10 protein-coding genes are annotated in these 12,657 nt (G+C 58.7%); 6 read left to right on the top strand and 4 right to left on the bottom strand.

All coding sequences use genetic code 11. The annotated features are described in order from the left end of the window. The first annotated feature begins 11 nt into the window (after window positions 1-11). Complete coding sequence (locus ACZ1HH_RS17620; RefSeq protein ID WP_472635532.1) at window positions 12-722, top strand: GntR family transcriptional regulator; 711 nt, start codon at window positions 12-14, stop codon at window positions 720-722. Window positions 723-730: 8 nt separating this feature from the next. Beyond that, window positions 731-1,837, top strand: coding sequence for a Gfo/Idh/MocA family protein (locus ACZ1HH_RS17615; RefSeq protein WP_472635531.1), 1,107 nt, complete (start codon window positions 731-733; stop codon window positions 1,835-1,837). A 101-nt stretch (window positions 1,838-1,938) separates the two neighbouring features. On the opposite strand, the gene ACZ1HH_RS17610 is transcribed toward ACZ1HH_RS17615, so the two are convergent. Together ACZ1HH_RS17610 and ACZ1HH_RS17605 are read right to left on the bottom strand one after the other, a co-directional pair. Continuing rightward, window positions 1,939-2,643 (bottom strand): VIT1/CCC1 transporter family protein, encoded by a 705-nt coding sequence (locus ACZ1HH_RS17610; RefSeq protein ID WP_472635530.1) that lies wholly within the window; start codon window positions 2,641-2,643, stop codon window positions 1,939-1,941. Between the two features lie 190 nt (window positions 2,644-2,833). Next, the gene (locus tag ACZ1HH_RS17605; RefSeq protein ID WP_472635529.1) at window positions 2,834-3,679 is read right to left on the bottom strand and encodes a LytTR family DNA-binding domain-containing protein; all 846 of its coding nucleotides are present in this window, start codon (window positions 3,677-3,679) and stop codon (window positions 2,834-2,836) included. Window positions 3,680-3,924: 245 nt separating this feature from the next. Between ACZ1HH_RS17605 and ACZ1HH_RS17600 the strand changes: the two genes are divergently transcribed. Beyond that, window positions 3,925-4,701: a MipA/OmpV family protein gene (locus ACZ1HH_RS17600; protein WP_472635528.1), complete on the top strand. Its 777-nt coding sequence runs from the start codon at window positions 3,925-3,927 to the stop codon at window positions 4,699-4,701. 10 nt (window positions 4,702-4,711) lie between these two features. Then, on the top strand, window positions 4,712-5,923 hold the full coding sequence (locus ACZ1HH_RS17595; protein WP_472635527.1) for a fumarylacetoacetate hydrolase family protein: 1,212 nt from the start codon (window positions 4,712-4,714) through the stop codon (window positions 5,921-5,923). Window positions 5,924-6,009: 86 nt separating this feature from the next. On the opposite strand, the gene ACZ1HH_RS17590 is transcribed toward ACZ1HH_RS17595, so the two are convergent. Next, window positions 6,010-7,383 (bottom strand): ABC1 kinase family protein, encoded by a 1,374-nt coding sequence (locus ACZ1HH_RS17590; RefSeq protein WP_487320464.1) that lies wholly within the window; start codon window positions 7,381-7,383, stop codon window positions 6,010-6,012. Beyond that, window positions 7,380-8,612 carry an FAD-binding domain-containing protein gene (locus ACZ1HH_RS17585; protein WP_487320463.1) on the bottom strand — a complete coding sequence of 411 codons (1,233 nt, stop codon included), beginning with the start codon at window positions 8,610-8,612 and terminating at the stop codon, window positions 7,380-7,382. The genes ACZ1HH_RS17590 and ACZ1HH_RS17585 overlap by 4 nt, the downstream gene beginning before the upstream one ends. A 248-nt stretch (window positions 8,613-8,860) precedes the next feature. Between ACZ1HH_RS17585 and ACZ1HH_RS17580 the strand changes: the two genes are divergently transcribed. Then, a complete protein-coding gene (locus ACZ1HH_RS17580) occupies window positions 8,861-11,869 on the top strand; it encodes a PAS-domain containing protein (protein ID WP_472635524.1) in 3,009 nt (1,002 codons plus the stop codon). Beyond that, the gene (locus ACZ1HH_RS17575; RefSeq protein WP_416369785.1) at window positions 11,866-12,582 is read left to right on the top strand and encodes a response regulator; all 717 of its coding nucleotides are present in this window, start codon (window positions 11,866-11,868) and stop codon (window positions 12,580-12,582) included. Before ACZ1HH_RS17580 ends, ACZ1HH_RS17575 begins: the two co-directional genes overlap by 4 nt. Window positions 12,583-12,657 lie beyond the last annotated feature (75 nt).

Raw genomic sequence — 12,657 nt, 5'->3', positions numbered from 1 at the left:
AGCTCCTTCCCATGACAGATGCGCCTATTTCCGCCACGTCGATCCCGCTCTACCTCCAAATCAGCGAGTCCCTGATCCGGGAAATTGCAGCGGGACGGCTTGTAAACGGAGAGCGCCTGCCGCCAGAGCGGCAGCTGGCCACCCAGTATGGCACAACGGTGCGGACGCTACGCAAAGCCTTGTTAGAACTGGAAAAACAGAGCCTTCTCGAGCGCGTTCAAGGGTCCGGAAATTACGTCAGATCAAGCCAGAGCGCACAGAGTATCTACTCGATGTTTCGCCTTGAGCTACACCAAGGCGGCGGCCTACCACACGCGGATATTCTCAGCGTGGACTATGTCAAAAAACCGGATGATCTGCCGGCGTTTGGCACCTCTGCCCACGGCAATCGAATGCGCCGGCTTCGGTATCTGGATGGCGTCAAAATCGCGATCGAGGAAATCTGGCTGGACGGAGACTCGGGTCGCGTCGACCCCACGCAAATGTCTGATTCTCTCTATCGCTACTACCGGCTGAACCTCGGGTTCTGGATCACCCGCGCCGAAGATCGCGTCTCAATCGCGCGGGTTCCAGAGTGGACACCGGAGAGTTTCACCAAGCCTGCGGGCGAAGTAGTCGGATATATTGAACGCTTTTCTTGGGCACAGACGCCCGATGCGGTCGAGTTTTCCCGAACATGGTTTGACACGGACAAGGCACTTTATGTGCAGCGTCTGACGTAGGAGGAAAGATGTCAAAACCCACGCAATATGGTATCATCGGCTGCGGCATGATGGGTCAGGAACACCTTCGCAATATCGCTCTGCTTTCCGACGCCAGGGTCGCCGCAATCTTTGAGCCAAACGCTCTGATGCAGGCAGAGGCGGCAAAATTCGCTCCCGACGCGCAATTCGTCGACAGTGTCGAAGCGCTTTTGGCCATTGCAGAGCTGGACTGCATTATGATTGCCAGTCCCAACTTCAGGCACGTTGAACAGCTCGAAACATTGGCCGCGCAGAACCCGCTGCCGGTTCTCGTTGAAAAGCCATTGTTCACAACCCTCGACGATCTCAACCGGATTGAGGAGTTCGCTGCGCATTACCCCGCTCCGGTCTGGGTTGCGATGGAATATCGCTACATGCCGCCGATCACAGCATTCCTGAACGAGGCCGATACCGCGACGGGCGGCATCAAGATGTTGACGGTGCGAGAACATCGGTTCCCTTTCCTTAGCAAGGTCGACGATTGGAACCGCTTCAACGCCCAATCGGGTGGCACCTTCGTGGAAAAATGCTGCCACTTCTTTGACCTGATGCGTCTGGCGCTCAAATCCGAGCCCGTGCGCATCATGGCCTCGGGCAGACAGGACGTGAATCATCTCGACGAGCGTTACGATGGGGCCGTCCCGGATATTCTCGACAATGGCTATGTGATCGTCGAATTCGAGTCTGGCGCGCGCGCCATGCTGGAGTTGTGTATGTTCGCAGAAGGATCGAAATACCAGGAAGACGTCTCTGCCGTCGGCCCCAACGGAAAGGTCGAGGCTTTTGTGCCCGGTCCCGGCCGCTTCTGGCCGTCCCATCTGGGTGACGCCCCTGTGCCCAAGCTTGTGCTTTCGCCGCGCAATCCCAAAGGGCCAGAAGAGCGCGATATTCCCGTCGATCCCACGATCCTTGATGCAGGGGATCACAATGGATCGACCTTCTACCAGCACCAGAAATTTCTCGAACTGGTGCGCGGGGAGCGTAGCACCCCCGAAGTCAGCCTGAATGACGGCAAAATGGCCGTCTTGATGGGACTGGCCGCACAGATGTCGATTGCCGAGAACCGCACCGTGGAGATGTCCGAATTGCTGTAGGCGCGCATGCAAGGGGCGCGTGAATCGACGCGCCCTGCCCCGCGCGCTTACGCAACGGACGCCTCCGCCTGTTGCACCCCGCTGCTCGCGCCAATCCGAGCCTATACGCTCACACCAAACAACCAGCCGATGACGGCTGTGACGACCATCGCGAAGACACCCCATCCCACAACGCGGATGACCGCAGGCGCGATAGGGGCCGCTCCAGCTATTGCGCCAAGCGCTCCGAGAATGGCCAACGCAAAAATGGTCACGATCAGCACCACGGGAATGATGGCCGACCCAGGTGCCAAGATCGCAGCCAGCACCGGAATGGCTGCTGCAACGCTAAAGGTCGCCCCCGACGCCAAAGCAGCCTGCAGAGGATTTGCGGTGTGGACTTCAGACAAGCCCAACTCATCCCGAATATGAGCCTCAAGGGCATCCCTTTCGGTCAACTCCTTTGCAACCGCCTCGGCGGTGGGTCTGCTCAGCCCGCGCCCCTCATAGATCTCGATGAGCTCTTCCAGCTCAGCCTCGGGCGTCTCACTCAGCGCGCGACGCTCGCGTTCGATGTCAGCCTGTTCCACATCCGACTGCGACGACACCGAAACGTATTCACCCGCCGCCATCGACATCGCGCCCGCCACCAGACCGGCGATACCTGCGATCAAGACCGGACGCGGGCCGGGATCTGCCGCCGCAACGCCGACAACCAGCGAAGAGACAGAGACGATCCCATCGTTGGCCCCAAGAACCGCCGCGCGGAGCCAACCGCTCCTGTTTACATAATGCGGGTCGTCTGGATGCGCGCTGGCGTCGTTCATGTGGATCCTCCGAGGTAAATGTGGCGGGCCGAAGCTGCTGCTCGTCAGATATATAGTCCGCAGCCGCCTTCAGATCTTTGATCTAGAATAAAGACCCATTGGCCCGTCGCCTATCCTTGCAGACCCGCTCTTCGACACCGCATTGGTTCCCCCTTGCTTAGATGGAGACGCAACAACTGCCCCCAGCGTTTCAGATCGTGTCGCGGCGCGCTATTTTTGTGAAGTGTTGGAGGCTTAGCTTTAGGTCCGCGTATTTGCGGCGACTTACAGGGATCTCCGTTCCGTCCAGCATGGAGCAGAGATAGCTGCTCCCGTTGGTGCGCACATGCGACACATGCGCGAGGTGGACCCAATGTGAACGGTGCACCTGCACCCCGTCAAACGCGGACAATTGCTCGACACAATCCGAAAATCGCCGACTGAGCATGGCGCTGCCCTCAGTCGTTCGCAGATGGACGTAGTGATCATTCGCGCTTGCGCTGACCAGATCCTCGCCCAGCGCGGCGGGAAGTTCTGGAAACATAGTCCTGAGCGAAGGCTTCTTTGCAAAACGCGACAGGATCTCCGATTGGCGCGCAAAGGCCATCTCCACCGCCTTGAAAACCGCAAGAAGCGCGACAGAGGTCAAACTTATAGCGGGCAAGGCAACATGTTGCAGCTCTTCCCAATAGCCATCCGCTCGAAACTGCGGCTCCCCGATTGCAGCGGCAATGAGTGTCTCGATCCCTACTGAAAGAAATGCCACCCCAAAAGGTAGAGCTGCAACCGCCAACGTGACCCGCCAGCGATCCGATAACCCCGCACGCTGAGCGGTTAGGTAGACTGCGATCAGGACCCCCAGCCCTCCGGCAAGATGTGCGGCCCAGTGAAACAGGGCCCATAAAAACGGCAGATCCCGACTCGCACGAGGCTCAAAAAGCGCCAACAGAACTGCACAAGCCAGAGTACCACCCAGGCAGATCACTAGCGTTTTTCTTGGTGTGGCATCTCTGAATACATAGGAGAAAACCTGTCGGGTGGTGAGTTCTGTCTTCATCGAATGCGCCTGTCCAAATCCGCGATCAAATCGCCGCCACTCTAGACCGGTGCTCGGTCCATGGACACCGGTTTTACGCCAGTGGTCGATATCGACCGTTCGCGTACTGACCTGAACCGCCCGCGAAAAATCCTCGTTGTTTCAAGTGCTTTCGCTGTCCTGCCCCAACGTCTCGGACAAGTTTTTGCCCACCGCGCCGATGTGTTCGCCGCGGTGGGAATTTTGGCTTTGAAAGGTCTCAAAAAATGCAAAGCAAATCGAACCTGGCAGCACTCGGAGCAGCCCTCTGTGTTCTCCTGTCTACCCCGGCCCATGCCGAGAATAAGCTAGTCAGTGGCGCTGTTGGCCTGGGGTTTGGCACTGGACCGACGTTTCCCGGAGCGGACGAGAATGACAGCGGCCTCTTCCCCGTCGTTGATCTCAAGATCGGCCAGTATGTCGTGGTGAACCAGCGCGGGCTGGGGCTCGAGCACAGCCGCTCACTGGGGCGCGGTGAACTCAGCTATGGCCTTGGGGTGGGATATGACTTCACCTCTCGCAGCGTCGAAGATGATCCGCGACTCGCGGGGCTGTCGGACGTGGACGCGGGGGCAATGGCGTCACTGTTCCTCGAGTATCAGACTGGGCCATTCAGCTACGGACTCGAAGTGATGCGCGGATTGAATAGCGATGGTCACGAAGGAACCCGCGCCAAACTCTCTGGCGGATATGACATTCAGCTCAGCGAACGCGCGGGGCTCTCGGTGTCGCCCTACCTGATCTGGGCCGATGACAACTGGATGGATTCCTTCTTCTCGGTTTCCAACGCGCAGTCGGTTACTTCGGGGTTGGCGGCCTATGACGCCAACGCGGGGATGTCTCAGGCCGGTTTGAATCTCACTGCAAGCTACGCACTGCGCGAGCAGGTGATCGTTTTTGCAAGCTTGGACTACGCCACCCTCTTGGGAGACGCCGCAGACAGTAGTGTCAGCTTTGACGACAACGCAGCAAGCCTGTCTGCCGGCGTAATGTTCCGGTTTTGAGGGGGATCTGATGCGATATTCCGTTCTGCTTCTCTGTGCAGGCCTGTCATTGGCGGCCACGATCTGGCTCACGCTTGACGAGGATCCCAAACGCCGGAACCACTTCAACGCCGAAAGCACGACCCTCAAGATGGGCGTGCTCGCTCCGGAGGATGGCATCACGCTGGCGCTGACCCGGACCGCCTCAGGGGACACGCCTCACATGCTCCTCATAACCGAGGCAAACAGAGAGGGCATTACTGCGATAGACTTGACGGCGGGAAACTGGACCGGCGCAATAGACTTCTTTGAGGTTCTCGACGAAATCGGCGCTGGGAACCTTGCCAAGATAGCGCTGCGTGCAAACAGAGGTGAGCTGTCAACCGAGAGATTTGAGTATGACCGTCTGCTTCCGGCCGCTGGCTCTGCGACACGTCACGTCGCCAGCGGGACAAATTTCCCCGAGCACCAAGAAGAAACCAATGCGCAAGGAGTATTCAATTTCCCCAAGTTTGGCGCAGCGACACCTCCCGTGACCTCAGTTGAAACAAGCCCCCAGACACTTTTGGACTACGAAGTTGAAATCTGCGCGCGGTTCGACCGCGACATCAAAACCGTTGAGGATTTTGACGCCGCACGCAAAGGCTTTTTCCTCTGTGGCGACTTTACCGATCGGGCAGTCCTCTCGCGTCTGGTGGATCCCGATAACCTGGACTCAGGAACGGGCTTTAGCGACGCCAAGAGCGGACCAGGTCAGTTTCCATCCGGTGGGTTTTTTGTCGTGCCAAACACCTGGCAGGACTTTGTCGCAGAAGAACGCCTGGTAACTTGGGTCAACGAGGAGCTAAGGCAGGATACCCGCGCAGGCGATATGATCTTGTCCTTTCGCGATTTGATCGAAAACGTGTTGGCGGATACGCAGCAGCAAAGGTTCCTCTATCGCAATCGCTACTGGCACCTGGTCAACGATGGCACGATCGGACGGGGCCAAGTACTGATGTCTGGCACTGCAGAGGGCGTTATCTTTATGCCGCCCACGCTGCGACAAATTCTGCGCGGTGCTCTGAAATATGTGACCGAAGGCGATGTGTTCAAAGGGACCTCTCCCTACACATCGGTGGTGGCATCATTTATCGAAGAAGAGCTCGCCTCCGGGCGCTATCTCCAGCCAGATGACCGGGTGACCCATTTGTCCTCCCATATGGGACTGATTTCTACGCAGGTCGTCGAAGGCGAACGCTGACAGGGCTTGCGCTTTTCGTCCGCAACAGACTCAAACTGAAGAGAGCACGCGCGAGACCTTCTGTGGTCTTGCGCGCGCTCACAGGGCTAGAGGTAAGGATCAATAATATCCCGCAGGCAAAGCTTGGTACGAAGCCGATTGCCAAGCAGAAAAAGGCCGCCAAATTTGCGCTGCAGATAGAGAACATCCATCGGCAAAGAGGGCGGAAGGTAGCCGCTTTGAGCCAAGGCCATGCCCTCTTCGTTCAGCGCCCGGATCAAGGTCTGGTCGGCAAAATCGAACTCTTGCGCTCTCAGCACCTCAAACACACCCGCTATCAATGCAAGTAGGCGCGCTTCGGACGAGCCAATGTCTGGCCCATCGGAAATGAGACCCAAGGCACGCGCCGCATCCCGGATCCCGTGATCGTCACCGACAAGGCCAGATCGGAGCATGTCAGCATAGGATTTTGTCACCAGCGGGTGGAGATTACGCGCGGCCCCAAAGTCGAGCAACACGATACGTCCACTCTGCGGCACGTAGCGATAATTGGCAAAGTTGGGATCGCTCTGCATGGCACCGAAGTGAAAGACTTCGCGCAGGCTGAGATCAATAAGTGTAGTCATTACACGGTTGCGCGTTGCCGCATCCGCGTCAGCCAAGGTTTCAATCGGCTGACCGGCGACATATGACATGGCAAGGATCTGCGCCGTGCTCAGATCCGCATGATACTGTGGCACGACAAACGTGTCGGAGTCCGTGAGCCACTCTGCGAAACGTTTGAGCTGCGCGCCCTCGCGCGCGTAATCCGTCTCCTCATGCAGCTGTCGGCGCGCCTCAGCAAGGTAGGGCGATATATCAAACCCCTTTGGAAGCATGCCCGAAAGACGCAATAAGGCCCCGACGTTGCTCACATCGCTGTCGATGCTGCGTGCGACTCCGGGATATTGAACTTTGATCGCCAGATCTCGACCGTCCCGCGTCCGTGCGCGGTGGACCTGTCCGATGCTTGCCGCCGCAATCGGGCGGACGTCGAACCGTTTGAACTGGCGGCGCCACCCTGCCCCCCATTCGCGTTCCAACACTTGGCCAAGCTGGGAGGGGGGCATAATATGTGCCCGATCCCGCAACCGAGCCAGAATTTGTGCAAGCTCCGGAGGCAGGACCTCCCCGGCATCCATCGACAGAAGCTGGCCGATTTTCATCGCCGCCCCGCGCAAGCGAGCCAGTTCATCCGCAACGCGCCGGACATTCGCAGGTGAGGCCAAAAGGCTGCGTGCGTCAGGTCTGGTGCCACGCGCGATGCCGGCAATGGCCTGAAGCGTAGCGCCCCCTGCGATCCCGGCCGCCAGTCCGCCGAGCCGCATAAATCGGTTGACTCGGCCAGCAGGCACCTTGATGGCGTCTGTGGACGCCATGTCGCCGTTCGGGATCATGGCCCCGGCGTCTGCGTCTATGTTCCCTTCATCGCGGCGGCTCATGTCAACCCGGCCTTGGTCAGGATGTCAGGCAAGCGTTTTTTGACCTTGAAAAACCCGGCCGTTGCGTGTGGCCACACCAGCCCGTCCCAATCCCGTTGCCATTCCGCTACCGCGACCCCCCGAGCCCGCAACAAAGGCAGCGCCCGCGCAATCCAGTCTCCCAGCGGGCCGACCGTTGTATAGGGCATGACGATCTGCTGCGCCCCAATCCACTGCACCCAATCAGCCAGCGCCTCTGGCTCCGACGCCGCCCAGGGCTGTGCATCCAGACCTATGCGTGCAACGGTATCTGCCAGAGCATCCTCCTCGAATGTTGACACGGCGGCGGCCACCCTGCGTGGCGATCGCAGGTGACTGCAATATAGGCGTGCCGCCCCCCGAATATCCAGTGACGCAAGATCCGCTGACGCAGGCATACAGTCTTCTTCGGTCAAAAGAACCGCTGAGGGTTTTGCGGCTTCAGGGGAGAGGACAGATCGCAAGGGCTTCACGTGCGGAAGCCCATCTGGTTCTTCGTCCATCAGGCCAGTCACTTCTGTTGCGAGTTCTCTCTCCTGGGGCGCAAATCGCCCACCACTGAACCGCGCGATATTCGAGGCTTGCGCCACGTAGGGCTTGCCCCGCGTATGAAGCCCTGCCACCCAGCGCCATGAACAGGTGTTCGACGCCGGGTCGCCGTCCAGCAAGTGTCGAAGGAAGAAATCTGCTCCCAACCGCCACGGCAGCTTGAGCGTGAAGATCCAAATCGACGCAAACCACATCCGCGCATGATTGTGCAGATACCCTGTGCACACCAGTTCCTTGGCCCAGGTATCGAAACAGGCAAGACCGGTCTCACCCGTTTCTGCAGCATTCACGCGAGCTGCCAAACCCGGATCCTCTCCAAGGGCGACGAGGTCCGCATCACGCCCGGTGATATAGTTTGCCCAGACCTCCGGTCGCCGCTCCAGCCATCCCTTGAAATAGCTGCGCCACAGAACTTCTTGGATGAATTTGCCTGCCTCCTGAGGTCCGTGTGCCGCCAAGGCTGCCGCAATCACTTCCGGCTCGGTCAGGAGGCGACGGCGAAGATAGGGCGATAACATCGACACGGCGCTTTGACGTTGAGGCCCATAGTCATGGTTGCGAAATGTCGCGTAGTTGAGCCCCATGCGCGGCGTGAATGCCTCCATTCGCAGCAGAGCTTCGGCGCGTGTCGCAGGGCCTATTTGCGGTTCTTGTGTTGCCATATCCGAGAAATGTTCTGCGCAGCGGCGCAGTCAATGGCGCGTCACATTTTGACATGCGGGCGCAGCGGTCGCGGCATCAGGTGGTCTTGATTTCGTGCGCTCCGCCAGCGGTGCCTGACACAATTGATACAGAACATGGGGATGATCTGAAAACCAAAGTCGTTAAGAGTAGGAGAAGTCCGACAAAAACGCCTTATGCCGAGGATACTGCCATGCACGCCCACAGGACGAGCAAGGAAACCCCAGACGTGAGTGTCACCCGGGAGAGACCGGGCCCCGTTTTATACAACGCCCTCGACATCCTCGATGAAGGCTTTGTGCTCTTTGATCGCGACCGCAAGCTGGTGTTTGCCAACAAGAGCTACGCCGCGATGCTCGGCCCGCATGCACATCTTCTGGAACCAGGCCGCGCCATGCAGGAAATCATCAGTCAGGCAGTCGCAAGTGGCCATATCAGGATCCTGCGCGGCGCAGAACAGGGCATGCCAGCATTCATCGCCGCGCTCGAAACACTAGATAGCGCCACGATCGAGATTTCGGTCAAAGACGGCACCCAGCGCGAGATCAACCTGACCCGTCTGGACGATGGCCACCTTGTCGCCAAGGTCAAAGACGTGACCGAGCAGCGCACGGCAGAGGCGCGCGCACGCACGCTTCTGAACAAGGCGATCGACGCGGTTGATTTTGGGATCGCACTCACCGACGAAAACGACAGGCTTGTCTTTGCCAACCAGAAGTATCGCGAAGTCGCAGATCCCGATGGCGCCCTCCTTGAACCTGGTAGGCACATCGTCGAGGCCTATTCACAGGCCATCGAGACCGGCGTTTTCCAACTGCCCGAAGGTAGCACTGCGGCTGAGATCCTGTCAGAGCTGCAAGACCTGATTGGAAGTGCGGCGAAGGGATTTTCACTCACCAGTTCTACCGGACGCGAGATCGTCGGCAACATCTACGAGACTGACCTCGGAGGTAAGCTGCTGACGTTGGAAGATGTGACCGATCAGTTGCGGGCCGAACGGCTTTACACGGATGCGGTTGGGCGGCTGCCGGTTGGCGTCGCCATTGAGGAAGCATCGGGGAAGCTGTCCCACTGCAACAACGCCTTTGCCGAACCTTTCGGACATTCCGCAGAAGACTTGATGAAACTCAGCGATACCGAGCGTTTCTTGTCCCTTGCGCCTATGATCCAATCCATCGCGGGACAGGATGTTGGCACGCGCGGAGTCGAGATCTTTGGCTCCGCGATTCAAAAGCAGAGAGACACCCTGCAGCCGATGGAGGTCTGTTTTAAAAACGGGCGCCATTTCCTCGTGGAGCGCGCGATAACCGAGGGCGACGGTCGCGTGGTCGTAGTCACGGAAACCACGGCATTGAAAGAAGCAGAACGACGGAGTCTCGAGACCCTGACCGATACGATCCAGTCCTTGGAGGAGGGGCTTGTCGTCTTTGACAGCGATGCGGGGTTCTTGCTCGGCAACCGGCGCTGGCGGGATCTGTTCTTTGGCGATACTTCCGAGCCCGCCCCCGGCGAGCGGGTCTCGATGCTCTGGCAACGCCTGGTATCCGCCGGTGTGATCTGCACACCCGCAGGCACCACACCCGAGGCCTACGCCCAGCAACTCGACCAGTTCACTCAATCACTGGGGCAGAACGAAACTCTGTTTCTGCGCGACGGGAAAACTCTTCTTGTTTCAGCACATAGGACCGAGCAGCAGGGCTTTTTGCTCACCTTCGTGGATGTCACCGAACAAAGACGCGCCGAAGCGGAGCAGCGCGAAGCGGACCTATTGCTGCGCAAGATCGTCGATGCATGCCCTGCCAACTTTCTTGTCTCGCGGGTCGACGATGGCAAGATCATCTATTGCCCTCCGCCGTCGCGCGAACGCTTTGGCAATATCACCTCGACCCTCAGCTTTTTCCTGAACGCAGAAGACCGCCAGACATATCTTGATGCTTTGTTGCCCACTGGCGCGCTTGATGATTACCGCGTCCAGTTTCGCCGCGCCGATGGCTCGATCATGCAGGGCATCACGGCTGCGCGGGTCACCGAATACAAGGGCGAGCAAGTGATCGTCTCCTCTACGCGGGACATCTCTGATCTGCTTGCGATGCAGGAAGAGCTGCAGCAACAGCGTGATGCCGCGCATCAAGCCGAAAAGCTATCAGCGCTGGGGGAGCTGCTCGCTGGGGTTGCCCATGAGCTGAACAATCCACTGTCCATTATTGTGGGATATGCACAAATGCTAGAGGGCCGCCTTCAGGACAAGGTGCTCTCCAAACGCGTGGACCGGATCGCCGAAGCGGCGGACCGCAGTGCGCGGATCGTGCGCGCGTTCCTTGCCATGGCGCGGCAACGCCCAACCAAGATCGAACCGTGCTCGCTCAACGACATCGTACTCGCCGCACTCGATGTTGCTGGATACGGAATGCGCAGCAGCGGGACCGAGATCCTTTCTGAACTTGATGACGACCTGCCCTTGGTTTCGGGGGACGCCGACCAGCTTGTGCAGGTGTTCTCCAACCTCATCATCAACGCTGAACAAGCGCTGGCGCCCCTTGGACAGGCCGGCCGCCTGACGATCCGGTCGTCCTTTGACCCGGCGCAGAACCAATCGGTCGTGGAAATTCGTGACAATGGCCCCGGCATACCCGCCGCGATCAGGGCGCGGATATTCGAGCCCTTCTTCACAACCAAGGATGTCGGAAAAGGCACCGGGATCGGCCTCGCCTTCAGCCACCGGATCGTCGATGCCCATGGCGGCCAGCTGGATCTTGAGACGACCGAGGGGGAAGGCACGCGCTTCTTTGTGCGCCTTGGTGTTCATGACACAGGCAGACCGCTGAAAAATGATCCCGAAGACGACACAACCCCAGAAGCGCTCAGACGCGTACTGGTTGTCGATGACGAAGAAACCGTCGGAGAGCTGATCTGCGAAATGCTCGAAGACCTGCGATGTGTGCCTACGCTCGCGACCGACGCCCGTGCCGCACTCGGGGTGTTGGAGAGGGACGGGTTTGATATGATCGTGAGTGATTTCAAGATGCCAGGCATGAATGGTGCCGAGTTCTACGATGCCCTTCTCAACCGGCATCCACAGTATGCGGACAGGGTCGGATTCGTGACCGGCGATGCACTCAGCGAGGACATCTTTCGCTTTCTGTCCAAAGTCGGACGACCCCATATCGAAAAGCCAATCCTGCGCGATGACCTCTCTGAGCTCCTTGAGCGCCTGACGTGCAAAGGAGTGAACGGATGACGCACGCAGCCAAAGCAAAGAGAATTCTGGTCTGTGACGATGAACATCACCTGCGAGAGATGTTGTCGGAGTACCTCTGCGAAAGAGGTTACGAGGTGATGGAAGCGGAAAACGCCGATGCCATGCTTGCTGTCTTCAACGACGACACCCCCGATGTGGTGGTTCTGGACATCAATATGCCCGGAACGGATGGGCTGACGGCGCTGCGTACGTTGAGGGTCAACTCGACGATCCCGGTGATCATGCTCTCCGCCGCAGGAGAGGTGGTTGATCGGATCGTCGGGTTGGAAATGGGCGCGGATGATTATCTGGCAAAGCCGGTTGACCTGCGCGAGCTTGAGGCGCGCATCAAGGCGGCGTTGCGGCGCCAGGGTTTTGCCGGGGAGGAAAGCGCGCAAAGGGATCGAATGACGGGCACCGTTCCCTTTGGCATGTGTCGTCTAGACCTCGACGGCGCCAAGCTTTTTGGAGAGAGCGGCGAAGAGATCGCCATAACATCCATGGAGTTCAGCCTGCTTCGTGTTTTTGCTCAGAACCGGGGACGTGTGCTGAATAGGGATCAATTGCTTGAACAGGCGCATGACCGCGGGTGGGAACATTTTGACCGCTCAATCGATCTGCGGATCTCACGCCTGAGGCGCAAGATCGAGCAAAACCCCACGAAGCCCGAAACCATCCGAACCGTGCGCGGGATCGGCTATATCTTTGACTGACACGGTCAGTTCGAAAAGCGGCGGCGCGCAGAAGGATCCTGCACGCCGTTTTTTTTGATGCCAGGGGCGGCCCAA

The organism is Epibacterium sp. HA2-3, assembly GCF_055693725.2.
The sequence above is the reverse complement of the archived record's forward strand: the minus strand, read 5'-3'. Positions and strand labels throughout refer to the sequence as shown.